Raw genomic sequence first — 24,588 nt, 5'->3', positions numbered from 1 at the left:
GTCTGATAAAGACTGGCTTTTGCATTTATACACGAAGGAATTTCCGGATGGACGTCAGGCTTCCCCATACTCCGATAACCGCGCCGATCAGAATGAGCACAAGTGATACTTGGAACACAAACGGACTGTACGGCAGGAGTGAAACAAATGAGCCCTGAACTTTCGGAGCCACCCAAGCGACCATCGACTGGTACGTGCTCAGCACGAGAGCGATCGGTATGACAGAACCAAATACCCCAAGCAGCAGCCCTTCAAGGAAAAACGGCCAGCGGATAAACCAGTTTGTCGCACCGACAAGCTTCATGATTTCAATCTCTTTTCTTCTGGCGAAAATCGTGATTTTAATTGTATTTGAAATTAAGAACATCGCCGTGAACAGAAGGCCGATGATTAACGCGATCCCGATGTTGCGTGACACCCCGACGACCTTAAACAGACGGCTGACTTCTTCTTTCCCGTATGTCACTTTATACACATGATCCAGCTTCTCAATTTTTTTCGCGACTTTCGGCGTATCATGCGGATCTGTCGTTTTGACGATAAACGCGTTGTTCAGCGGGTTTTCCTGATCTTGCATTTTCATGGCCTTTCCGCTGTCGCCGAAGCTTTTGACCAATTGATCAAGCTCTTTATCTTTAGATGAAAATTCTACGCTTTGGATTCCCGAGATGTCTTTGATCTCATTCTGCAGCGTATCCTGCGTTTTCTTATTTGACGTCAGATCGATTAATACTTTAATTTCCACTTCTTTTTCAGCATTTTTAGCCATATTGTTTAAATTCAGCATAATGACTAAAAACACGCCGACCAAAATCAATGTAACGGTAACAGCGCTGATGGATGCAAATGTCATCCATGTGTTTCTTCCGAGAGATTTAAAACTCTCACGCAAATGGCGCCCGAGAATTTTAATCATAAGAACCATACTCCCCTCTTGACTCATCACGCACAATAATTCCGTCTTCGATCGCGATGACCCGTTTCTTCATGGTGTTTACTATTTCTTTATTGTGTGTCGCCATCACGACAGTCGTTCCGCGGTTGTTAATCTCTTCCAGCGTCTTCATGACTTCCCATGATGTTACCGGATCAAGGTTGCCCGTCGGTTCGTCAGCTATAACGACGTCAGGATTGTTGACAATGGATCTTGCGATGGAAACACGCTGCTGTTCTCCTCCGGAAAGCTGGTCGGGAAACTGCCGCGCTTTATGTTTCAGCTGCACCAGATCGAGCACTTCGAGCACGCGTTTTTTTATGACTGACTGCTGCTCTCCGATAACCTCAAGCGCAAACGCTACGTTTTCAAATACCGTCAATTTCGGAAGAAGTTTAAAATCCTGGAAAACAACACCTATTTTACGCCGCACGAAAGGAATCTCTTTTTCTTTCACAGCCGCGAGATCTTTATGATTAATCAATATTTGCCCTTTTGTCGGTTTTTCTTCTCTGTAAATCATTTTAATAAAAGTAGATTTACCGGCTCCGCTCGGTCCTACGACATATACAAATTCTCCGGGATGAATCATGACTGACAGCCCGTTAATCGCTTTTACACCGTTCGGATAGGATTTATATACTTCTTTCATCTCTATCATGAAATCACCTAATCTTTTATTTATGTCTTGCAGCCATAGAGTTCGCAAAAATACTGCGGTTTATGGCCGATCTACCAGGAAACAGATGAAAAATCTGAAAGTTCCTTTTCCTCAGTACACTTCATTATACGTCAAATTTAGACATATTACTATTACAGTTTCTTTTCATTCCCAGGCCGTGAAAAAACCTTGCCCCTATAACAGGCAAGGTTTTTCTGTTATTTTTTCTGTGACAGCCATTTTGCGATCTTCGCGGCTTCCTCATCATTTACAAGATGGCTCGGCATATTGCCGCGTCCGTTTTTAATGATGCTTTCAATTTTAGCTTCATCATACTTCCCGCCGACTTCCTGTAAATTCGGACCTCCGCCGCCTTCTAAGTCTTTACCGTGACAGCCGATACAGCTTTGCTGATAAAGCTCTTCGCCCGCTGACGCAGATGCTTTCGATCCGCCTGAGCTGTCAGAGCTTTCTTTTTTCGATTCATTGGCTCCGCCGCATGCCGCCAACAGGACGGACATGGTCAGAACCAGCGCCAATAGCGCCCATTTTGATTTCATATGTAAGATGCACCCCTTCGCTATTATAACCCCGTTTACGCGCGTTTGAAACCCTCGCCGAGCACCTCGCTTGCGTCTGCGACAATGACAAAGGCTGACTCATCAATTTGTTTGACGATTTGTTTCAGTTTTGTGAATTCGGTCTGGCCGACGACACACATTAAGATCGGCCGGTCATGTTCCGTATACCCGCCGACTGCGGAAATCTTCGTCACACCCCTGTCAATTTCCGTAAACACAGCCGACCTGACGGCTTCTTCATGCTGTGTTATGATTAAAGCCATTTTGGAGCGGTTGAACCCGACCTGCACGACATCAATCGTTTTGCTTGACATAAATACCCCAAGCATCGCATACAGTCCCTGTTCCACTCCGAAAACGAGCATCGCGCTCAGCACAATTAATCCGTCCATGATGGCAAGGCACGTTCCCAGTGAAAGCCCCGTGTATTTGTGGATGATCTGCGCCGCCAGTGCCGTTCCCCCCGTGGAGCCTTTGCCGAGATACACGATGCCGATCCCAGCGCCGATCCCGACGCCTCCGAAAATCGCCGCCAACAATTCATGGGTCGTCGCGGCAGGCAGGTCTCTTGTTAAAAAGACGGCAAGCGGCAGAACGATGGAACCGACAAGTGTCTTCATTCCGAATTTCCCGCCGAGAATGATCACTCCGGCGATAAACAAGGGGATGTTAATGATCCACTGCACGTAAGCCGGCTCAAAACCAAACGTCTCCAAAATGGTGCTGATTCCGCTTACTCCGCCCGCCGCTATACGGTTCGGCAGCAAAAATACGTTAAACACGACCCCTGTAATCGCCGCGCCGATCATGATATATATGTAATCTTTGATCTGCCGGAGCGGCTTATTGTGATTCACATCCATGCAAAAATCCTCCGTTCTCCGATTTTCTCTCGATAGCATTTTAAGTCTTCCCGGCTTAGAAGTAAATAACAGCCAAATACCGTATTAATTTGCTAAAGCGCTATTGTGAAAAATGGACAAAGAGAACGGATAAAAAAACACACCATGCCAAAGGCAGGTGTGTTCCCGGATTAAGACAGTTTTGAGCGTAAGTAGGCATCAATGAAGATATCAATATCTCCGTCCATAACCGCCTGTACGTTCCCCATTTCCGTATTGGTCCGGTGGTCTTTCACCATGGAGTACGGATGGAATACGTAAGAGCGGATTTGGCTGCCCCAGCCGATTTCTTTCTGTTCGCCGCGGATTTCGTCAAGCTCCGCCTGCTGTTCTTCAATTCTGCGCTGATACAGCTTCGCTTTGAGCATTTTCATCGCTCTGTCGCGGTTTTTGATTTGTGAACGTTCCGTCTGGCACGTGACGACTACATTTGTCGGCAGGTGGGTGATCCGAACGGCTGAATCAGTCGTATTGACGTGCTGTCCGCCGGCACCGCTCGCCCGGTACGTATCAACTTTAATATCTTCGGTACGAATATCAATGTCGATTTCTTCATTGAATTCAGGCATGACTTCACATGACACGAATGACGTGTGGCGGCGGCCTGATGAATCAAACGGAGAAATCCGCACGAGTCGGTGTACGCCTTTTTCCGCTTTTAAATAGCCGTATGCATTGTGGCCCTTAATGAGCAGTGTGACCGACTTAATTCCGGCTTCATCTCCTGGCAGATAATCAAGCGTTTCAACTTTGAATCCGCGTCTTTCCGCCCAGCGGGTGTACATTCTGAGCAGCATGGAACCCCAGTCTTGGGATTCTGTACCGCCGGCACCCGGGTGAAGTTCTAAAATCGCGTTATTTTTGTCATATGGTTCACTGAGCAGCAGCTGAAGCTCAAATTCATTCAATTCCTTCGTTAATGACTTCAGCTCTTTTTCAAGCTCCTGCTGAAGATCCGTATCAGGTTCTTCTTTTAAAAGATCATGTGTCATTTGGAGCTCTTCATGAGACTCGCTCAGCTGATGATAGGAGTTCACGTATTCCTTCAGACCGTTCGCTTCGTTGATGACAGTTTGGGCCTTCTGCTGGTCATTCCAGAATTCCGGTTCCGCCATCTTTTCATCTAATTCTGCAATGCGGGCTTCCTTTGATTCGAGGTCAAAGAGACCCCCTGAAGTCCGCTAAACGAGAAGCCATATTTTCGAGCTCTGCCCTGATTTCTGATAATTCCATTCCATTCACCTCATTAAAAGATCCGGGGCGCCATAAGACGCAGACCCGGTCATGTTCGATGCATACAGTCGTGACTATTCTGTCCGGCCGCAGCAATTTTTATATTTTTTTCCGCTTCCGCAATGGCAAGGCGCGTTGCGTCCGATATCTACGACTTTGCGCACCGGCGCTTTTTTCGCTTGTTTGGCCTCACCGCCGTCCTGCGGCTGGTGAGCCGTCGTTTGGCCCTGAACAACTTCTTCGCGTTCCAGATTGCTTTCAATCTCGGCCTTCATGACGAATTTCGCCACCTCGTCCTCAATGGACTCAATCATGTGCTCAAACATAGCGAAACCTTCCATTTGATATTCACGCAGCGGATTTGTCTGCGCATAGGCGCGAAGGTGAATCCCTTGACGCAGCTGATCCATCGCATCAATATGATCCATCCATTTTGAATCGACGGCACGCAATACGATGACTTTTTCGAATTCACGCATCTGCTCGGTGCCGAAATTCTCTTCTTTTTCATTATATTTTGTCATGATACGATCCATGATCATCTCATGCATTTCATCCGGTTCTTTTCCGAAGATATCGCTCTTTTCAAGCGCGCCTTCATCAAGATACGTTGTATTCACAAGCTCCACGAGGCCGTCAAGATTCCATTCTTCCGGAAGCTCCTCTTTCGGCGTATAAGCGGCAATTGCACGCTCCAGTGAAGACTTGATCATGCCTTCCACAATGTCACGCAGGTTTTCAGAGTCAATGACTTCAAAACGCTGCTTGTAAATGACTTCGCGCTGCTGACGGAGCACGTCGTCATATTGGAGAAGCTGTTTACGTGAATCGAAGTTGTTTCCTTCGACACGTTTTTGAGACGATTCCACGGCGCGTGACACCATTTTGCTCTGAATCGGCGTGGAGTCATCCATACCGAACCGGTCAAGCATCGCCATCGTCCGTTCAGCTCCGAAACGGCGCATCAATTCATCTTCCATTGAAAGATAAAATTGTGTGATACCCGGGTCTCCCTGACGCCCTGAACGTCCGCGGAGCTGGTTGTCAATCCGGCGGGATTCGTGGCGTTCCGTACCGACGACTGCAAGGCCGCCAAGCTCTTTTACGCCTTCACCGAGTTTAATGTCGGTTCCGCGTCCTGCCATGTTGGTCGCAATTGTGACAGCGCCTTTTTGTCCCGCTTCTTCAATGATCTGAGCTTCACGCTCATGGTTTTTCGCGTTCAGCACCTGATGCGGAATTCCTTTATTCTTCAGAAGTTTAGAAATCAATTCAGATGTTTCAACGGCAACCGTACCGACAAGAACAGGCTGTCCGGTCATGTAGCGCTGGGCGACATCCTCCGCCACCGCCTTGAATTTCCCTTCCATTGAGCGGTAGATCAAATCCGGACGGTCTTCACGGATGACCGGCTGGTTGGTCGGAATGGACACAACCTGCATGTTATAAATATTGCGGAATTCTTCCTCTTCCGTTTTTGCGGTACCGGTCATGCCGGCAAGCTTTTCATACATACGGAAATAGTTTTGGAACGTAATCGTCGCCAGAGTCATGCTTTCATTTTGAATCTCCAGGCCTTCTTTCGCTTCAATCGCCTGGTGAAGGCCTTCGCTGTAGCGGCGTCCTTTCATCAGACGGCCGGTGAAGGAATCGACGATGACGACCTGGCCGTCTTCAACAACATAATCCACGTCTTTCTGCATCGCCGCATGGGCTTTTAAAGCCTGGTTGATATGGTGGTTCAACGCCACGTTTTTGACATCAAACAGGTTGTCGATGCCGAACGTTTTTTCAGCCTTCGTCATTCCTTCTTCCGTCAGCTGAACGCCCTTCGTTTTGACGTCATACGTATAATCCTGATCTTGCTTGAGTGTGCGGACAAACGCATTTGCCTGCACGTACAGTTTTGTGGACTTCTGAGCTTGTCCGGAAATAATCAATGGCGTTCTCGCTTCATCGACTAAAATGGAATCGACTTCATCAATAACGGCAAAATGAAGCGGGCGCTGCACCATTTGTTCTTTATAAAGCACCATGTTGTCACGCAAATAATCAAAGCCGAGTTCATTATTCGTTGAATATGTGATATCGGCCGCGTAAGCTTCGCGTTTTTCGTCTTTTGACAACGAATTCAGGTTCAGGCCGACTGTAAGCCCGAGAAACTCGAAAATTTCTCCCATTTGCTGAGCATCACGACTTGCCAGATATTCGTTGACCGTCACGACGTGAACACCTTTTCCCGTCAACGCGTTTAAATATACCGGAAGGGTTGACGTCAGCGTTTTCCCTTCCCCTGTTTTCATTTCTGCGATATTCCCCTCATGAAGGGCAAGGCCCCCCATCAGCTGCACTTTAAACGGGAACATGCCGGTTACGCGGCGTGAAGCTTCACGAACGACGGCAAACGCTTCGACAAGAAGGTCATCCGTCGTTTCTCCTTTTTCAAGCCGCTCTTTAAATTCTGCCGTTTTTTGTTTAAGCGCATCGTCAGAGAGATTTTCATAATCTCCTTTTACAGCATCAATGTCATTCGCTATTTTTTCGTATTTGTTCAGCGCACGTTTGGTCGGATCAAACATTTTATTTAAAATCCCAAGCATCTATAACGCTCCTCTATGTTCACATGCAGATTTCGCATGGAATAAATGATAATTTTCTGTCCATGTATACCTCTCATTATCATAACATACCTTTGGTTATTTCCAAAGAATTTGCAGATAAAGTATAGAGAAAAACCTTCCGCGCGTTCACGGAAGGCTGGATGGTTTATTCAGTCGGTTCAATTAATCCGTATTTGCCGTCATTTCGGCGGTAAACGACATTTGTGAGATTCGTTTCCGCGTTGGTGAATACGAAGAAATTATGTCCGAGCATATTCATTTGGAGAATCGCTTCTTCATTATCCATCGGTTTTAAATTAAAACGTTTCTGACGGACAATTTCCGGGCTGTCATCTTCAATTTCGTCCTGAACCGCTACGTTTGTATCAGCTGCGCTTCCGTTCTCGAAGTAATGTTTCGGAAGACCCTGCTCGCGGAATTTTCGGTTGACTTTTGTTTTATGCTTTCGGATTTGACGTTCCAGCTTGTTTGTTGCGAGATCAATTGCATTGTACATATCCTCGTTATGCACTTCAGAACGAAGCGCCAGATCAGTCATCGGAATGGTGACTTCAACTTTGGATTCCTTATCATTATAGAATTTTAAGTTGACGTTCACATCGGCATTGACGCTCTGCTCGAAATATCGTTCCAGCTTGCCGATTTTTCTTTCCACATGATCCTTTAACGCAGGTGTAACCTCAATGTTTTCTCCTCTGATATTGTAGTTCATCAAAGAACGCCTCCCTTTATCTAAGGATATGTAACTATTTCTCTTTTTCCCCTTCTGATCCCTGCTGAAACGTTAAAATAATGTGTAAATTCGGTGAACGATGACGAATGGTGTCGGCTTATATCCGCTGCTTCCGGCAGGATTATCAGTATATGCAGAGGACGCAGGCAAAAGACCTGCCGCTTGCAGCAGGTCTAGTGAAGAACATACGGTTTGATGCAGTCGTGCGTCTGCTCCATCCACACCTTATAATGCGGCAGAAAGATGGTTTTTAAAAACTCCTGAAATGGAGCGGACGGGAAATCATAATCATTTAACATGCTGAAATCCTGAAAAATCTCGTCAAATGACCGAATCGCCGTCTCCACGCATCGGCACTCAACGATAGACAAGAGAAGCGCATGAGAGGAATCGAGATGAAAAAAAGCCTGAATCAAATCGTTGTAAATCCGCTCGCCCTCCGTCTTGAAAAAATCATCCTGCGTATCCAATAGGTAGCAGAGCCCCTCATCAATGGTAAAAAGAAGCTGGTAGTATGCTGACACCAAATGGTAATCGTTCAAACTTCTCAAAACACTCACCTATTTGCGTTTGTCGTAATAACGGCCGTCACTTGTCGTTTGATGATACAGATTAAAATACGTATTATGGTACACCCGTTTTTTCTTGAGTGTTTTTATTTCATTTCGGATGCCGTCCTGGATCCGTTTCACTTCCCCGGTAATCAAGCGGTCCATCACGGCCACCTGCTGAAGCAGCGTTTTTTCTTCTTCGGAAAAAGGCGGCTTTATGCCCGCAAGCATCTCCTCCCTTTTCTCCGTAAATGCTGTAAAGCTGCTGATGAGGCCGTCGCTTTCCGGGGCATCCTTCAGTGCGGCGTGCATGTTCTTCGTTTCGTTATACAAAGAAAGGACATTGCTGTTCATCAGGCAAGGCCGCCCGCACCGTGGCTGTTTTTCCGTTCGCTCTGCATGGCTTGTTTCCACGTATCGCGGAATTCAGTAACAAGCTTTTCCGCTTCATCTAAAAATCCTTCATTATTCTGCACGTTCGCTTCAATCAGGCGGCGGCGTATGTAATCATAGATTGATGACATTTGTTCAGAAATCTCAATCTCCCGGTTTAACGTGATGCTGAGCTCTTGAATGATGTTTTGCGCCTTTACGATATTTTCATTTTTGGCTTCATGGTTGTTTTGCTTCATCGCCTGCCTTGCCAGCTTAATGAATCGCAGGCAGCCGTTATAAAGCATAAGGGTCAGCTCTTCCGGAGCGGCTGTAAAGACGGATGTCTGCTGATAAGCAGCAAAAGGATTATTTATTGCCATTTTTATAAAACCTCCAAGGTTATGATGTTGAAGATCCTAACATTGACGTGAGATATGAAGATTGGCTGTTCAATTTCTCCAATGCCGTATCCAGTGCGCTGAACTTTTTATAATATCTCGTCTCGATGTCATCCAGCTTCGTTTTCATATTGGAAATATTTGTTTCTATTTCATCCAGGCTTTTTCCGATGGCAAAGCTGGTTGATACCGAGCTTTCCGTACCCGCCTGTTTTGAAATTTGAATCTGCATTTTATTTAATGTGTCTTTTAATCTCCGGGCAATCCCCTGTTCCTCCGGGTTTTTGGTTTTCGCTGTATCAGGGCTGTCTGCATTAAACAGTTTAGCCACGAGAGCAGGATTCTCGGTAATTTTCTGTTTCAGTTTCGCTTCGTCTTTAATGACAAGCTTTCCTTGATCCGTATAACTATCAGACGTCTCAATTCCGAAATCGGCAAGCTGATATTTTTTTCCGTCAATCGTAACCGTTGAGTACAGATCAAGCCGCATCTCCGCCAAACCGTTCTGCAGCGTGCTGTCGCTCCGTAATAAACCGCTTTTGGCTTTTGCCTCCCACTGCTCAACCTGCTTATCGGTCATCGCTTCTCTTTGTTCATCGGTTAACGGCGTATAATCACGGTATTTTGATTCTGTCACCTTCTCGTTTGCGCTTTTAATTAACGTATTGTATTTATCAACGAAATCTTTAATGTTGTTAAAAATGCCGTCCGTATCAGTCGTGCTGTTAATCGTAACCGTTTTATTGCTGTCCGTCACGCTGTTCAGCGTGTATTTGATGCCGTTGATCGTAAAGTTATTTGACGTTTTTGTCATTTCAAGCCCGTTGAACGTAAACTTCGCGTTTTTCCCTTCGGCATTGGCCGTAAGTTCATTCGTTGTATCATCAACGGCAAAACCGAGCTGATCTTTCAGGAAGCTTTTAGTTGCGTCATCACCTGCGGCAAGGGCAAACCCTTCTCCCGTTTTATTGGAAGTAAACGCGATCGTATCCACATAATCCGTGCCGTTGGAGATTTTCTCTTTTAAGGCCGTCACCCCGAGGCCCGAGCTGTTTAGTTTGGTGACCACATCATCAATCGTATCGGTTGCGGCGATCGTGACGTTTACCTCAGTCGGCTTCGTTTCGCCCGGATTTGTGACATTGAATTTCAATGTTTGGCTTTGACCCGAAGTGAAATTGATGGCCCCTGAGGATTTATAAGTCGTCGGCGTAGCCAGCTGCTGTACAGACATGCTCGTTGAAATATTCTGTTCAGCACTGACAGCCGCCGCGCTGACACTGGAATCCGAACTTGTTACTGTTTTTTTATTCCAGTTTGTGGACATCAGCATATTATTAAATGTAGTGGAATACATGTCAGCAATCTGGGTATTCATTTCCCGATAAGCATCGCGCTTCCATTCAAGCGTCTGCTTTTGCTGGTTTAATTTATTAAGCGGCTGCTTTTCGGCATCCATCATTTTTTTCACCAGAGAATCTACATCAAGACCGGAATTAAGGCCTGTGATTCTTGTGACCATATGTACCCTCTCCTTTTCGGCGTTTAGTCGTAGACGGCTCTATGACAACAGTGAGTTTCCGACTGTTTATCATATCACAGCTCCATAAATGTATGATCTTATTCTTATATCGGTCAGATTAAAAGGTTTTCAATAATTTAACTGCAAATTATAACGTTTCATTTTGTCAATAGGGTTCTTTGGCATGATGAGGGGGAAAAGCTGCAGAAATAAAAAAAGACCCTGGAGAACCAGGATCTTTCCGTCATTAACCTTTAAGCAATTGAAGAACTTGCTGAGGCTGTTGGTTAGCTTGCGCAAGCATTGCTTGAGAAGCCTGAGTAAGGATGTTGTTTTTCGTGTACTCCATCATCTCAGAAGCCATGTCTACGTCACGGATACGTGATTCAGCAGAAGTCAGGTTCTCAGAAGAAGTACCAAGGTTGTTGATTGTGTGCTCTAAACGGTTTTGAACCGCACCAAGTTTAGCGCGCTCGCTAGATACTGTGTCGATAGCTGTTTTGATTGTTGTAAGAGCTGAAGACGCAGCTTTAGCTGAAGATGAGATGTCGATACCTTTTGTTACTTTAGAATCTCCAGCCACAGCACTGTCAGCTTGATAAACTAATTTATCAGCAGCATCATAGTAGCCATTCGGTCCTTTAGAACCGTCAGTTACAAGTGTTGCTTCATTTCCATCTTTATCTGTAATTTTAGATCCGTCAGCATTTGCTGTATAAGTTGTACCGACTTTCAGGCTTTCAGAATCCATTTTATTGATAGACAGGCTCATTGTTTGGCCTTCGTTAGCTCCGATTTGGAACGTAAGGTTTTTCGCAGTTCCGTCAAGAAGTTTCTTCGTGTTGAACTCAGTGTCAGTAGAAATTCTTGTTACTTCAGATGATAATTGGTCCATCTCTTTTTGAAGCTCAGAACGGTCTGAATCTGTGTTTGTATCGTTCGCCGCTTGTGTAGCAAGCTCGCTCATACGCTGAAGAATGCTGTGAGTTTCGTTCAATGCACCCTCAGATGTTTGGATAAGAGAGATTCCGTCTTGAGCATTTTTAGACGCCATGTCTAAACCGCGGATTTGAGAACGCATTTTTTCAGAGATCGCAAGACCCGCTGCGTCATCACCAGCGCGGTTGATGCGAAGACCTGAAGATAATTTTTCCATGTTTTTTGCAGCAGAGCTTGAACCTGCATTCAACTGACGGCTAGTGTTAAGAGCCGCGATATTGTGGTTGATTCTCATTTTGTATTTCCTCCCTGAATTGTTTTTCGCACGTCCTTGTGCATTTGTGCAGCATCATTTTTGAAGAAAATTTTCCTCTCATTGGCTACACTATATATATCGGACGGCCGCTTCTATTGTTTATATTGAAAATAAAAAAATCCTCACTTTTTTTGTGAGGATAAATTAAGTAATAAATCAGTATTAAAAGATACAGCTCTGTTATTCTCTTCCAGGATAGACAAGTATATTTCCTTCCGATGAATATCCACGTGCTGCGGCGCTTCAATTCCCAGTTTCACTTGCTCTCCTTCGATGGCAATCACCTTGATTTCAATATCCGGCCCGATTTGAATGGACTCATTCACTTTTCTCGAGAGAACTAGCATGATCCTCCTCCTATCAAATGTTTTGTTTCATAGGAAGCATCATGTAAAATGATTTGTTTCGCCTTCATTTCCTTTTTATTCACGATAATCGGCGCTTTTAAATTGGCGGTCGTGTTTTCAAAAGGCTCTTCCAGCGTTAAAATCGCCATCACTTCGACGTCCTCTATATCTTCAATGTGCAAAAGCTCCAGAGTCGATTGGTCAATGTCAAATTCGTATCCTTTAAAGAAAATAAACGGACTGGCGACAATAAAGGCGATATGCTCCTGTTTGACAGACTGCAGCGCCAAAAACGGTGAATCTTCCGACAAAGGAAGAACAACAAATTGAGTCTCGTCATTAAATCCCGGCAGCCCGTTTTCAAATGAGATAATCTGCCCTTCGTCTATTCTGATTTCTCCGTGATATTTTGTTTTAATAATCATGCTTCACAATCCTTTACCACTTTCATCTTTTATTCTGTATTACCGTCGTCAACCGAAATCGTCACTTTAGGGTCTTGCCTCATATCAATCTGAACTTTCCCCGGTGTGTAATTCCATACCGGTTTATGGGCGGTGGCTTCAATTGAAGGTTTGCGGGCTTCAATATCAACCGTAAGCTTTGAAGGAATGCAGTCAATGTCAACGAGAAACTGCGCAGGCAGAAAATCGCTGAATTCGCCAAATGGATCAGGCGGACTGACATCTGCTACCTGCCGGGCCATCACATTGCCGGTTTTCTTTTCAATAGCCGCCATTTCCTTCCCTTCTCTGACTGTTTTCGCAATAAACTCACTGCATGCTTGCGCACCTTTCTGGGCGGCTTCAGCGTTCAGCTTCTCAAATGATTTCAGATTTAAGTTCTCCCACGCCCTCGTCTGATCAATCGTCAGTTTGGCCGGCGTGCTTTCAATGTTCAGCTCTGCCGGCGGCTGCTCGATTTCCAGGTCAGCGGGCGGCTGTTCCATCTCGATTTCTTCCTTCTGAAAGGTTATACCGATTTTAGCAGGCACACTGTCAATAATCAATCTCGGCATCTGCATAGAGACCCCTCCTCTTTAGAGTGTTCTAGTAAAAAAAGCGATCTCCCTGTTGTGAGTCGCTTTTTATATATATATAAGACGTTTCATCTATTATTTCAGGAAGTCGATCAGTGACGGCTGAATGATATTCGCATTTACTGACAGCGCAGCTTTATGAACCGTCTGCTGAGATAAATAATCAACAATCACATCTTCCATTTCTACATCTTCATTATCTGACAATACTTTTTCAGCGGTAGCAGCTTGAGATTCCAACCTTGTCTTAATGAGTTCCAAACGGTTTGTTCGGGCGCCGATATTGGATTTTTCAGCATTCATTTTGTCAGTAAAACCGTCGATGTCTGACAGAATTTGATTTGAATCTGCTTCAGAGAGCGTACCTTTGCTTAAAGAAGCTTCTAATGAGTTGAGAAATTCAAATACATTATCTCCATTTTGAGCGACGCCCCCGAAAGCTGATTTCGGGTCAGAATTCACTTTCAGCACTGCCCCGTTCGAAATGTTGATATTAACATCCGAAGCACTCGTGTAATTTTCATAGTTGTACGTATACGTGCCGTCGGCATTTTCAGTGATCGGCGGGACATCTGAATTTGTTCCGTTAAACAGGTAACGCCCGTTCACTTGAGTATTCGCGACAGAAACGAGCTGCTTTTTCAGCTGGCCGATTTCTGTACCGATTGCTTTTAATTCCGTTTCACCGTTCGAATCACTTTTTGCCTTAATCATCAAGTCTCGGATTTTCCCCATAATATCCGTCTCTGAGTTTACGCTGGATTCCGAGTTTTCCAGCCATGTGAAACCTTGCGAAACATTCCGCTGATACTGGTTGACCTGCGCAAGCTGAGTACGGTACTGCATTCCCTTCATTGCGACGACCGGATCATCAGAAGCTTTGGTGATTTTTTTCCCCGTAGACACTTGCTGCTGAAGCCGATCGAGCTTGTCATAACTTGAGCCGATAAATCGAAGAGAATTTTTTGCGATCATCCCTTGAGTTACTCTCATTTACTTATCTCCTTATCTTCCTCCGGTGCCCATACCGTTAATAATTTTATCGTATATTTGATCCTGCATCGTTATGATTCGCGCAGCGGCATTATAAGCGTGCTGAAACTGAATCATATTTGTCATTTCTTCATCTAATGACACGGCGCTGACTGATTGTCTCCGCTGATCGGCCGAAAGGGTGTTGCTTTCAGAGTTGTTCATAAGATTGGCCGCTTTTTGTGAATTAACGCCCAGCTTGCCGATAAGGGATTCATAAAAGTCATTAATTGTAGTGGTTTCACCGTTAATTGTCAGCTTGCTGTTCTGCACGGCTGCCAGGTTTGTCGCGTTTGTGCCGTCGCTTTTTTCTCCGTTTAACGACGCTGCGATATTGTCTGTAGACGCAAGGACTTTGTCACTGACTTTTATTTTGGCTGCCGCCCCTTTTACCGGCACCGCTTCATCACCGCTGAAATCAAAAAATGCTGCGCCCTGTTCGCCTGTATAGGTCTTTCCTTTTTCGTGAACTGCATTAAACGCGTCAGCAAAGGAGAGCGCCATATTATCAAGAGCAGTCATCATTTCAGGATAAAGGCCCTTTTCTTCTCCATTTGACATATAGCCGTATGACTCAATAAGACCTAAAAGTGAGCCTTTGCCGGTAAATGCATCCGCATTAACCGCATTGCTGCCGACGGATACGCTTGACACAAGACCGCTGTCCTGGTCGTAGTTGATTTTCATTTCTGAAACGGTTTTTGTATTACCATCAAGCAGTGTTCCGAGAGAATTGTTGTTTCCGTTCAGCAATTCCACGTTGACCGTGCCCTCAGCAGTCGCCAAGGCATGTCCGCCAGACTTATTATATGAAACTTTTATATTTGCCATAGAAGATAGTTGGTCAATCAATCTGTCTCTTTGGTCATATAAATCATTAGGAAGCATACCGCTCGGCTCAACTGCCGCTATTTGAGTATTAAGGTCATTCAGCTGATTTAAAATTGAATTGGCCTGATCCGCTGTGTTATCCAGGTTCTTTTTAATATCCCCCTGAATGTTAGTCAAAGAGCTTGATATATAGTTAAAACTCTCGACAAGAGATTTCCCCTGCTCCTGCAAGACTGAGCGCGCTCCCGTATTTTCCGGGTTCGTCGCCAGGTCCTGAAGAGCATTCCAAAACGAACTGAGTGATCCGTTTAATCCGTTATCATCAAGCTCTTTCATGACGCCTTCCATTTGCGACAATGAATTGGAACGGGCTGTATAGTAGCCTAATTTTGTATTTTCAGTTCTGTACTGATAGTCTAAAAAACTGTCTCTGACACGCTCCACTGAACCGGCTTTGACCCCGGTTCCGATTTGGCCGGCCGTCAGATCACTGTTTTTTGATACAGCAGGGTAAGGGCTCGTCGATTGTAATGTGACGCGCTGCCTTGTATATCCTTCTGTATTTGCATTTGCAACGTTATTTGAAACTGTGCTCAATGCAGTCTGCTGCGCACTCAGTGCACGTCTTGCTGTTTCGAGCCCCATAAATGTCGATGGCATTGAAAATCCTCCGTTCTAAGCTTTTGAATCGAATAATGTCAAACGGCTGACAGGCTGGCGCGAAGCTTGCGGCTCTTTATAATTCATATTCTCTTTTTCATCCGGCATGATCATATCGAATGCCCCTGAGATGAATTGCAAAGCCTGAATCGTGAGCTGCTTATTCATCTCGTTCACTTCTTTCAGACGGTTAAGAAGCGCAGATAAAGAGTGAAATAATCCTTCAAGCTCCTGTTTTTCACTGCCTGAAGTTCTTGAGATACATGCAGCAATTGTGTTATCTTCATCGCGGCTGAGAAACTGGGAAGTTAACTTGATTCGCTCTTCTTCAGTCTGCCCGATTGCCTGAATATACTTTTGCTCTTTGGTTAATATGTTGGAAAGCTCTTTTGTTTTACCTGCTTTCAGCGCTTCCGTTTTCTCCTCAGACAGCGTGAGCAGATGTTCATGCAGTGCGCAAAGTCGCTTCAGTTGATCGATAATTGGCTTTGCTGACATTGGCTTTCTCCTTTTTATTGCTTTTTATAGAAATTCATTATTTTTTCAGCGATGCTGTTTGAATCTATTTTATATGTTCCGCTCTCTATATCCGCTTTCAGCTGAGCGATTTTTTCCTGACGTGTTTTAGTGACCGCATCTGACGCATTTTGAAGCTCTTTTGCATGAGAAGAAATTTCCACTTTGTCTTTCGGCTTTGCAGCCTCTTTTTGTACGGCTTGCTTTTCGTAATTTTTTTGGTATGGATTAACGGATTGTGTTCCGTACTGATTGATTTTCATTGGATTCCTCTCGCTTTCTGTTCGCAGTCTAATTCTTTTATCGACTGCGTTATCAGTTAGTTTAGGGAATCAGGTGTTTTTGGTATTATAGGCATAGTATGTGTCTTTAGTACCATTTTTCTCTTTGAATTCAGCAGCTGTTTCTTGGTTCATATGATCTAATTGCGACTCGATATCAGTCTGACAGGACTTGCAGAATTTCCCCGTCCTGATCGGATTTCCGCACCTTTCGCAAGGGTATGCCAAATTCGGAAGATGGCTGATTTGAATCCTTTTTTGTTTGATAAACTTGAGGATCAGCTCTTCTTCCACACCTGTTTCCTCAGTAATCTGCTGCATCGTCGACTGTCTGTTGATCTGCTTTCTTAAAAATTTATAGACGGTTTCAAATGCTTTTTCTTCTTCTTTAATACATGCCTGGCATACGGTCTGCAGGTTCGTTTTAAAAAATAGAGCATTGCATTTTGGACAATTTGCCAATTCACCCATCGTTTTAACTCCTATTCCTTCATTTATCTGCCTTATATTTCTATCAATTATATCGGCAGAAAAAATGAATGATTTAGCTCCTGATTAAAGTAAAAGAGGAGGCCGATAACGCTTTGCCTGCTGTCAGCAGAGCTTCGGCAGCTTGATGCAGTGTGGCGCCCGTCGTATAAATATCGTCTATTAAAATGACGTTCATACCTTCGACGGAGTTTTCAGCAGCTGAAAACTTTTTTTCTGCGGAGAGCCTTTCTGTTTTGCTTTTTTTGGATTGTTTTTCATTGTTCAGTCGGATGAGGGGGTAAATGACGGGCATTCCGAGCAAAGAGGCCAGCAGCTCGGATTGATTGAATCCGCGTTCCGCCAGCCGTTCGCCGCTCAGCGGAATAGGGACGAGGGTATGTGTATTTGCCGGGTATGCCGCTTTAAAGCCGGCAGCAAAATCACGTTCAAATGCTTGAATGATTTTCGCATCACCCCGAAATTTAAACCGGGCCAATGCATCCTTCATCGCATCATTATACAAATATACCGAACGGTTCTGCCGCAGCAAAAAACGCTTTTCCGTTTTTGATTCCCGCGACATGCAATCAGCGCATTTTTCATTTGACTCCTGAGACCTTCCGCACAAACAGCATACGGGACCTTCAATTTTTTCGAATTGATTGCTGCATGCGCTGCATACCTCTTGTTCCGGCGCAAGGGAAAATAGAGATCTCCAGGTCAGTGAACTTGAAATTGGTGAATCACACAATAAACAATTCAGAGATTACGCTCCTTCCCGATTTTCACAGAACTCGCTTGGTTTAACTGAAACAATCGCGGCTGATTCAGCCAGAATGACAAGCAGCGCCGTATTTTTCTGTTTATCAACCATCTCTGCTTTTGCATAAGCAACTTTCTTTTTATCAGTAACATATGCCGGTTCAGCCCGGTTTAATGAAAGAGCCAGTACATCATTTTTGCATACGCGGCATGTGCATTTCATATGAAGCTGAGGCATATGGCGGTCGAGAAGTTCCCTTAATATGATTTCTTTAGAATTGACAAGCATGTTGACAGCTCCTCATAGGAAAGTATGAGTATACTGTATCACGTTTTCTGAAATTAACTAGTCCAACAATTTACTTTTTTGTGCCAATTTGTTCATATGTTCTATATGTTTTTTTGCTTTTTTCATTCCGTTTGTCATTCCGAAATGAAACATGACGACATCACCGCTGAAATGTTTATAGTGCCTTCCCGTTCTGCCTGCGATCTGCACGAGTGCGCTCTCAGTAAAGATAGGTGCTTCTGCGCCGAGGACACATGTCTGAACTTTGGGTACGGTAACTCCTCTTTCTAAAATCGTAGTTGTTACCAGCAGATCAAGCCGGCCGTCTCTGAACCGTTTCACTTTATCCTTTCTGAATGTGTCTTCCGCATGTACGCCTTCTGCCCTTACGTTTAATTTCTGAAAATAATCCGTTGTCTTTTTCAATACATGTACAGACGGAACGAATAAGAAAACCGGCAGCCGTGATTGAAGTTTTTGCCGGACCCAATCCGTTACTGAGTGCGGCAGTTTTCCTTTCTCGAGCTTCTTCTTCCAATTGCCGCACCATAAAAAACGCGGCTCCGGGAGAGGTTTCCGATGATATCTGGCCGGTATGCGGACGCTTTTCAGCAAACCGGCTTCAGCCTTCTTTTTTAATGCGTCTGAAGGAGTTGCCGTTACATAAACAAGGGCGCTGTTGTTCTTTCTGGATTTATCAACCGCGAATCTTAATGTCTCATCGGCTGAAAAAGGAAATGCATCCACTTCATCTATTATCATGACATCAAAAATATCACGATAGCGCATCAGCTGGTGAGCGGTTGAAATCATTAGCGGAGTTAAACTGCCTTTGTCTTCACTGCCGCCGTACAGAGCTGAAACTTCAACATTCTCAAATGCTTTTTTCAGTCTCGGCAGAAGTTCAAGCACGACATCTGTACGCGGAGTTGCGACACAGACCCGCAATCCGTGATTCAGCGCAAACTCTATACCCGGAAACAGCATCTCTGTTTTCCCTGATCCGCAAACCGCCCACACTAACAGCTCTTGTTTCTCTTTTATCGCTTTTATAAGCGCGCCGGCCGCCTGCTTCTGTCCGTCTGTCAGTGTTCCTTCCCAAGCAAGCTTTACAGGCTCCCAGCTGCTTTCTGAGGTTTGATTCCAAGAATATACTGACGTCAGTTCATCAGCCCTTCCCATGACGACACAGGCACGGCAATAGGTAATATGTCTTTTGGCAGAAGGCGCCCAGAATGCGGCAAAGCAGGATTGGTCAGACTGGCCGCATCGGCGGCAGACGTAACGGTTTTTCCTGCGGATGACAGACGGCTCGGCCGTTATATATTCTTTTTCTATAAAAGGATTGATACGCTGATCTGAAAACGGTATCTCAGATCTCAACAAATGCCTGCCGTAAAAGAAATCCCGCACCTCTGAAAATTCTGAAGCATCTTCGGACATCTCTCTGCCTCCTTTCTGCTCAAAGTATGCCTGCCGGGAATTTTTTTGTCGAATCCCGAAAATTAAAAAATAAAAAAATCTCCGCCCTTGAAAACGGAGATTTTCACTTAGTTTTTAAAGCACCAGCCGATTCCGATGGCGCCTTCGCCCAAATGCGTTCCGATCACGGCACCGAAATAGCTGTTATAGAATTCGACATGAGGGTATTTACCGCTTAATTCTTGAATAATATCCGCGGCTTCTTCCTCCCTGTTTGCATGAATGACAGCTGCCCGCATCGGGATTCCTTTACTTGCATCCTCGCCAAACAGCTCAAAAATTCTAGAAATCGCTTTTTTGCGTGTCCGAATCTTCTCAAAAGGAACAATTACCTTATTGTCAAAATGAAGAATAGGCTTTACCTTTAACAGACCGCCGATAAATGCCTGAGCACTGCTTAGGCGCCCGCCCCGCTGCAGATGTGATAAATCGTCAACCATAAAATACGCACGGACTGTTTTCTTCATTTCTTCCAGCTCTTTTAAAATCTCTTCCGGAGAGTCAACACCGTCTTTAATAAGCTGTGCCGCTTTTAATGCATAAAAACCTTGCGCCAAACAGCTGATCTCTGAATCAAAAGGATAAACTTCGATATTATCAACCATAGCGTTTGCCGAAGCGGCGCTGTTATAAGTTCCGCTGATTCCGCTGGACAAGTGTATGCTTATGACCGCATCATATGTTTTGCCCAGTTCTTCGTACAATGCGATCAATTCACCGAAAGAAGGCTGTGACGTAGTCGGCAGCTCATCATGATTTTTTACTTCTTTATAAAAGCTTCTCCAGTCGAGCTCTGTTTCTTCGCGGAATGTTTTTTCACCGAAAACCACTTGAAGAGGAATCATATGAATATGATGTTCATCTCTCATCTCTTTCGGAATATATGCTGTACTGTCTGTTACAACTGCAATATTCATCACTTTACCTGCCTTATTAAGTACTTAATAAGTATTTTAATAGATATGAAGCGGTAAAAAAAGACTTGCCTATTATGGCAAGTCTTCTCATACATGACTAACGCATCTCTACCCAGCCGTTTTTAATGGCTACGACAACGGCTTGTGTCCGGTCGTTAACGTTCATTTTCTGCAAAATATTACTCACGTGGTTTTTCACTGTTTTCTCACTGATAAACAATGATTCACCGATTCCGCGGTTGCTTTTTCCGTCTGCAAGCATTTGCAGCACTTCACATTCCCGTCTCGTTAATATATGTAATGGTCTCCGAATTTCCGGATAAACCTCATGCTGAGGATGAGCGGAAACTCCGCTTGTCGCAAGACGTCGGAATTCGTTGACAAGATTGTGGGTTACTTTCGGGTGAAGGTACGAACCGCCTTCGGCTACCACTTTCACTGCCTCAATTAAAGTATCCGCGTCCATCTCTTTCAGGAGATACCCTCTTGCGCCTGTTTTTAAAGCATGGGTCACATAGTTTTCATCATCATGGATGGAGAGGATAATCACCTTAGATTCAGGGTACAGCTCAACAAGCTGTTTAGTAGCCTCTACTCCATTTACATTCGGCATATTGATGTCCATTATGACGACATCGGGATGATAATGCTCGACGATACGAGCCGCTTCATCTCCATCGTCACCTTCTGCTACCACTTCAAAGGTAGGTTCAAAATCCAATATTCTTTTTACACCCTCACGGAATAGTTGATGGTCGTCGATAATAACAATATTTACTTTAGTCACACGCTACGCCTCCTTATCCTATTGTTCTATATACGCCGCTGTTCGGTCAATATGTCTTTTGGCTCTATTTAACAAATTATAGGCCGAGAGATAACGGAACCTTAATCATGATAAATGTCCCAAGACCTATTTTAGAGTCTATCGTTATCGTTCCTTCAAGCAGATCTACTCTTTCTTTCATTCCCAGCAAGCCGAATGACTTGTTTTTCTTTTGTTTAGCTTCCTTAATATCAAAGCCTTTTCCGTTGTCCTTAATGATAAGAACGACAAAATCAGCGGTTATTTCCACTTTTACCGTAATTTCCTCTGATTCTGAATGTTTGAGGGCATTTGTAACGGCTTCCTGAGCGAGACGGAAAAGCGCCACTTCAAATTGCGGGGCAAGCCTTTTGTTCTCCGTGTCTCCGATGCACTGAAAATGTATTTTCACCTTTCCGTTGTATTCTTCAGTTGTATAAAGATATTTTCTCAGTGTCGGAATCAGCCCGAGATCATCCAATGCCATCGGTCTTAAATCATATATAATCCTTCTGACTTCGTAAAGAGCGTTCCGCACATTTTGCCGAAGATTTCTGATTTCCTGAAAGCCGTCCTCCGTGCCGCGGTCGCGGAAGATCCGTTCTATCAATTCCGATCTCATCATGACATTTGCCAGCATTTGCGCGGGACCGTCATGAATTTCTCTGGAAACTCTTTTTCTTTCTTCCTCTTGGGCTTCGATAATTCTTAAACCGAAATCTTGTTTAGCCTGCGCATCGGCAAGCAGAAGCCCTACTTGGCGAAGGTCTTGATTCAGGTAATTCAGAACGACGGTTATTTGGCTGACCAATGATTCTGACCGTTCAATGATTTCCTGTAGCCCTAAAAGCCGGCGTTCCAGATCATCCCTGCGCTCCCGCAGCTGTTTTTCACGCTGCTGAATCATCGTCAGTTCCACTTGAAGTTTGTGTGCCTTTTCATAGGCGTTGCGAATCTCTTCTTCGCTGAACTTATGGAAATTTCTGCTTACTTCAGACAAACGGTTTCTTGCGTGCCGAGTATGAACTTCAAGTTTGTCTCCCAGTTCAATGACATCGTAGACCTGCTGTTTGATCTGTTTGAGTTCTTCGACCAGCTGTTCATATTGCTGGCGCGACTGCTCTCCGATTTGAAAAACCTCGTCCTTGCTCCCGTCCACGGTTTTCAGCATTTTCATAAGTATAGAATCCAAAACTTTGGAGTCCATCTTCGATTTATTCATCGGTCTCCCTCCGTAACGGTGTTGTTATGTATTTTTATTATAAATGTAATTGAACTGCAATTTATGTCGAATTATAATGAAAGAATGCGTATATTCTAGAAAAAAACATTTTTATATAGTATCTTACTCTTTCATGATACCAAAATATGCGCAAAAATTCTAAAGTCTGTTCGAATTTGTAGAAACAAGTCTTTTAATGCTTGTCAGGAGGGTCCAGCAATCATGCTGCACAGCTATTTAACTGTTAAAGAAACGGGTGAACACGAGATTGTGATTGAAAAATCACGTTTTATCTGCCACCTGAGCCGTGCTGCTTCTGAAGAGGAAGCGCAGGAATTTATACAAAAGATTAAAAAACAGCACTGGAATGCGACTCATAACTGCTCAGCTTATCTGATCGGAGAAACGGATCATATACAAAAGGCGAATGATGACGGAGAACCAAGCGGCACAGCAGGCGTACCCATGCTGGAAGTGCTGAAAAAACGCGGCCTGAAAGATACCTGCGCGGTGGTTACCCGGTATTTCGGCGGAATAAAGCTCGGAGCAGGCGGATTGATTCGTGCATACGGGAAGTCAGTGTCTGAGGGGTTAAATCATATAGGAGTTACGGAGCGGAAGCTGATGCGGATTATGCATACATCGGCGGATTATACGTGGCTCGGCAAGATAGAGAATGAATTGAGGGAGTCAGTTTTTTTACTGAAGGATATCCATTATGCAGATCACGTCGAATTTGAAACGTACGTTGAAGAAAAAGACAAAGACGAGTTTATAAAATGGATGACAGAACTGACGAACGGCAAGAGTAAGAATACAGAGGGAGAACTGACGTATTTAGAAACAGACGTCAGCCCTAAAGGAGACTAATGTAATGGCTGAACGTGTAAGAGTGCGTGTTCGAAAGAAAAAGAAAAGCAAACGAAAGATTATTTTCAAGCGGATTTTGCTGCTGCTTACCCTCGTTTTGTTAGTCGCTGCCGGGTTCGGCGGGTACAAAGTATACAAAACGATCAATGCGGCAGATAATGCATATGATGCCCTTTCCCGCGGAGATAAATCAAAACTGAGGGATGAAGTCATCGATATGAAGAAAAAACCGTTCTCCATTTTGTTTATGGGGATCGAGAATTATGCCACTAGCGGAAAAGGCGGACGATCAGATTCTCTTATTGTCGTTACCCTTGATCCGAGAAATAAAACAATGAAAATGCTGAGTATTCCGCGTGATACGCGGGTGACGCTTGCCGGCGACACAACCGGTAAAAAAACAAAAATCAACTCGGCTTTTGCTAAGGGCGGAGCGGATGAAACCGTGGCGACCGTAGAGGACTTATTAGACATTCCGATTGATAAGTATGTCACTGTGGATTTTAACGGATTTAAGGATGTTATTGATGAAGTCGGCGGAGTCAATGTAAAAGTGCCGTTTGACTTCGACGAGATGAGTGACGTCAGTAAAAAGAAACGGATTTACTTCAAGAAAGGAAACATGCATTTGAACGGTGAGCAGGCTCTGGCCTACGCGCGGATGAGAAAGCAGGATAAGCGCGGAGACTTCGGCCGGAATGATCGTCAAAAGCAAATCCTCAATGCTCTGATCGACCAAATGTCTAAGGCTGGAAATATTGCTAAAATCGATAAAATCGCTGAAACAGCGAGCAATAACGTACAAACGAATATCCGAATCACTGAAGGACTCGCTCTTCAGCAGATTTACAGCGGCTTTACCAGCAAAAAGATTGATACACTGACCATAACAGGGTCAGATTTATATTTAGGCGGAACCGCAACTACGCGCGGAACGTATTATTTCCAAGCGGACCCGGTCAATCTCGAAAAGGTACGGCAAACCTTGCAGAAACATTTAGATTATCCGTCTGGAAAAGGCACCGCAACCGATTCTGCTTCTGACAGCACCGGAACGGACAGTACGACTGGTTCAACTTCCGGCGGCACAGGAACAGACGACGGCACGACTGGTTCGACTTCCGGCAGCACAGGAACAGACGGCGCAACCGATTCAACCAGCGGTACTTCAGGTGCAAACGGAACGGACAGCACACAGTCTGGCAGCACAAATTCAAGCGGCACAACAGGCTATTAACAGCAAACCCGATCCTTTGAGAAGGATCGGGTTTTTCTATATAATAAGAGAATAGCAGAAT

The 24,588-nt window shown here is 44.5% G+C and carries 28 protein-coding genes; 2 read left to right on the top strand and 26 right to left on the bottom strand.

The window, feature by feature from the left end:
• Window positions 1-25: 25 nt before the first annotated feature.
• The 26 genes from ftsX to degS all read right to left on the bottom strand — a co-directional run bounded on the left by ftsX (window position 26) and on the right by degS (window position 22,420).
• Window positions 26-916 carry a permease-like cell division protein FtsX gene (ftsX, locus tag Y79_RS0111345; protein WP_016937789.1) on the bottom strand — a complete coding sequence of 297 codons (891 nt, stop codon included), beginning with the start codon at window positions 914-916 and terminating at the stop codon, window positions 26-28.
• Window positions 909-1,595, bottom strand: coding sequence for a cell division ATP-binding protein FtsE (gene ftsE, locus Y79_RS0111340; RefSeq protein ID WP_003151418.1), 687 nt, complete (start codon window positions 1,593-1,595; stop codon window positions 909-911). Before ftsE ends, ftsX begins: the two co-directional genes overlap by 8 nt.
• A 218-nt stretch (window positions 1,596-1,813) precedes the next feature.
• A complete protein-coding gene (gene cccB / locus Y79_RS0111335; RefSeq protein ID WP_016937788.1) occupies window positions 1,814-2,155 on the bottom strand; it encodes a cytochrome c551 in 342 nt (113 codons plus the stop codon).
• Window positions 2,156-2,190: 35 nt separating this feature from the next.
• A complete protein-coding gene (locus Y79_RS0111330; RefSeq protein WP_016937787.1) occupies window positions 2,191-3,039 on the bottom strand; it encodes a YitT family protein in 849 nt (282 codons plus the stop codon).
• A gap of 170 nt (window positions 3,040-3,209) precedes the next feature.
• A protein-coding gene (prfB, locus tag Y79_RS0111325; protein ID WP_155816738.1) for a peptide chain release factor 2 occupies window positions 3,210-4,311 on the bottom strand; the annotation gives its coding sequence in 2 pieces (ribosomal slippage) (window positions 3,210-4,238 and window positions 4,240-4,311; 1,101 coding nt in all).
• Between the two features lie 74 nt (window positions 4,312-4,385).
• A complete protein-coding gene (gene secA / locus Y79_RS0111320; RefSeq protein ID WP_016937785.1) occupies window positions 4,386-6,911 on the bottom strand; it encodes a preprotein translocase subunit SecA in 2,526 nt (841 codons plus the stop codon).
• A gap of 166 nt (window positions 6,912-7,077) precedes the next feature.
• The gene (hpf, locus tag Y79_RS0111315) at window positions 7,078-7,644 is read right to left on the bottom strand and encodes a ribosome hibernation-promoting factor, HPF/YfiA family (RefSeq protein ID WP_016937784.1); all 567 of its coding nucleotides are present in this window, start codon (window positions 7,642-7,644) and stop codon (window positions 7,078-7,080) included.
• Window positions 7,645-7,838: 194 nt separating this feature from the next.
• Entirely contained in the window at window positions 7,839-8,216 is a 378-nt protein-coding gene (locus Y79_RS0111310) for a DUF8042 domain-containing protein (protein WP_029575299.1), read from the bottom strand.
• Between the two features lie 9 nt (window positions 8,217-8,225).
• Entirely contained in the window at window positions 8,226-8,570 is a 345-nt protein-coding gene (fliT, locus tag Y79_RS0111305) for a flagellar protein FliT (RefSeq protein WP_016937782.1), read from the bottom strand.
• Window positions 8,570-8,971, bottom strand: coding sequence for a flagellar export chaperone FliS (fliS, locus tag Y79_RS0111300; protein ID WP_016937781.1), 402 nt, complete (start codon window positions 8,969-8,971; stop codon window positions 8,570-8,572). Before fliS ends, fliT begins: the two co-directional genes overlap by 1 nt.
• A gap of 19 nt (window positions 8,972-8,990) precedes the next feature.
• A complete protein-coding gene (locus Y79_RS0111295) occupies window positions 8,991-10,511 on the bottom strand; it encodes a flagellar hook-associated protein 2 (protein WP_016937780.1) in 1,521 nt (506 codons plus the stop codon).
• Between the two features lie 247 nt (window positions 10,512-10,758).
• Complete coding sequence (locus Y79_RS0111290) at window positions 10,759-11,745, bottom strand: flagellin N-terminal helical domain-containing protein (protein WP_016937779.1); 987 nt, start codon at window positions 11,743-11,745, stop codon at window positions 10,759-10,761.
• Between the two features lie 143 nt (window positions 11,746-11,888).
• Entirely contained in the window at window positions 11,889-12,113 is a 225-nt protein-coding gene (csrA, locus tag Y79_RS0111285) for a carbon storage regulator CsrA (protein WP_003151402.1), read from the bottom strand.
• The gene (fliW, locus tag Y79_RS0111280) at window positions 12,107-12,538 is read right to left on the bottom strand and encodes a flagellar assembly protein FliW (RefSeq protein WP_016937778.1); all 432 of its coding nucleotides are present in this window, start codon (window positions 12,536-12,538) and stop codon (window positions 12,107-12,109) included. The genes csrA and fliW overlap by 7 nt, the downstream gene beginning before the upstream one ends.
• A 29-nt stretch (window positions 12,539-12,567) precedes the next feature.
• Window positions 12,568-13,137: a DUF6470 family protein gene (locus Y79_RS0111275; RefSeq protein ID WP_016937777.1), complete on the bottom strand. Its 570-nt coding sequence runs from the start codon at window positions 13,135-13,137 to the stop codon at window positions 12,568-12,570.
• 90 nt (window positions 13,138-13,227) lie between these two features.
• Window positions 13,228-14,145, bottom strand: a complete 918-nt coding sequence (flgL, locus tag Y79_RS0111270) for a flagellar hook-associated protein FlgL (RefSeq protein WP_016937776.1) — start codon at window positions 14,143-14,145, stop codon at window positions 13,228-13,230.
• A gap of 12 nt (window positions 14,146-14,157) precedes the next feature.
• Entirely contained in the window at window positions 14,158-15,675 is a 1,518-nt protein-coding gene (flgK, locus tag Y79_RS0111265) for a flagellar hook-associated protein FlgK (protein ID WP_016937775.1), read from the bottom strand.
• 15 nt (window positions 15,676-15,690) lie between these two features.
• Window positions 15,691-16,173, bottom strand: a complete 483-nt coding sequence (locus Y79_RS0111260) for a flagellar protein FlgN (protein WP_016937774.1) — start codon at window positions 16,171-16,173, stop codon at window positions 15,691-15,693.
• Window positions 16,174-16,187: 14 nt separating this feature from the next.
• Window positions 16,188-16,454 (bottom strand): flagellar biosynthesis anti-sigma factor FlgM, encoded by a 267-nt coding sequence (gene flgM, locus Y79_RS0111255; RefSeq protein ID WP_016937773.1) that lies wholly within the window; start codon window positions 16,452-16,454, stop codon window positions 16,188-16,190.
• 69 nt (window positions 16,455-16,523) lie between these two features.
• Window positions 16,524-16,943: a TIGR03826 family flagellar region protein gene (locus tag Y79_RS0111250; protein WP_016937772.1), complete on the bottom strand. Its 420-nt coding sequence runs from the start codon at window positions 16,941-16,943 to the stop codon at window positions 16,524-16,526.
• Window positions 16,944-17,016: 73 nt separating this feature from the next.
• Window positions 17,017-17,706 (bottom strand): phosphoribosyltransferase family protein, encoded by a 690-nt coding sequence (locus tag Y79_RS0111245; RefSeq protein ID WP_197083943.1) that lies wholly within the window; start codon window positions 17,704-17,706, stop codon window positions 17,017-17,019.
• A 3-nt stretch (window positions 17,707-17,709) separates the two neighbouring features.
• Entirely contained in the window at window positions 17,710-17,994 is a 285-nt protein-coding gene (comFB, locus tag Y79_RS0111240) for a late competence protein ComFB (RefSeq protein WP_016937770.1), read from the bottom strand.
• A gap of 57 nt (window positions 17,995-18,051) precedes the next feature.
• The gene (locus tag Y79_RS0111235; RefSeq protein WP_016937769.1) at window positions 18,052-19,437 is read right to left on the bottom strand and encodes an ATP-dependent helicase ComFA; all 1,386 of its coding nucleotides are present in this window, start codon (window positions 19,435-19,437) and stop codon (window positions 18,052-18,054) included.
• 107 nt (window positions 19,438-19,544) lie between these two features.
• A complete protein-coding gene (locus Y79_RS0111230; protein ID WP_016937768.1) occupies window positions 19,545-20,393 on the bottom strand; it encodes a DegV family protein in 849 nt (282 codons plus the stop codon).
• Window positions 20,394-20,490: 97 nt separating this feature from the next.
• On the bottom strand, window positions 20,491-21,180 hold the full coding sequence (gene degU / locus Y79_RS0111225; RefSeq protein ID WP_003219701.1) for a two-component system response regulator DegU: 690 nt from the start codon (window positions 21,178-21,180) through the stop codon (window positions 20,491-20,493).
• A 76-nt stretch (window positions 21,181-21,256) separates the two neighbouring features.
• Entirely contained in the window at window positions 21,257-22,420 is a 1,164-nt protein-coding gene (gene degS, locus Y79_RS0111220) for a two-component sensor histidine kinase DegS (RefSeq protein ID WP_016937767.1), read from the bottom strand.
• Between the two features lie 222 nt (window positions 22,421-22,642).
• On the opposite strand from degS, the gene Y79_RS0111215 reads away from it, so the two are divergent.
• The gene (locus Y79_RS0111215) at window positions 22,643-23,290 is read left to right on the top strand and encodes a YigZ family protein (RefSeq protein WP_007614107.1); all 648 of its coding nucleotides are present in this window, start codon (window positions 22,643-22,645) and stop codon (window positions 23,288-23,290) included.
• A gap of 4 nt (window positions 23,291-23,294) precedes the next feature.
• Window positions 23,295-24,527, top strand: a complete 1,233-nt coding sequence (locus Y79_RS0111210; RefSeq protein WP_016937766.1) for an LCP family protein — start codon at window positions 23,295-23,297, stop codon at window positions 24,525-24,527.
• Window positions 24,528-24,588: the final 61 nt, after the last annotated feature.

It is taken from the genome of Bacillus siamensis KCTC 13613 (genome assembly GCF_000262045.1).
Taxonomy (GTDB): Bacteria; Bacillota; Bacilli; order Bacillales; family Bacillaceae; genus Bacillus; species Bacillus siamensis.
Note: the sequence above shows the minus strand (reverse complement) of the source record. Positions and strands in the feature narration are given on the sequence as shown.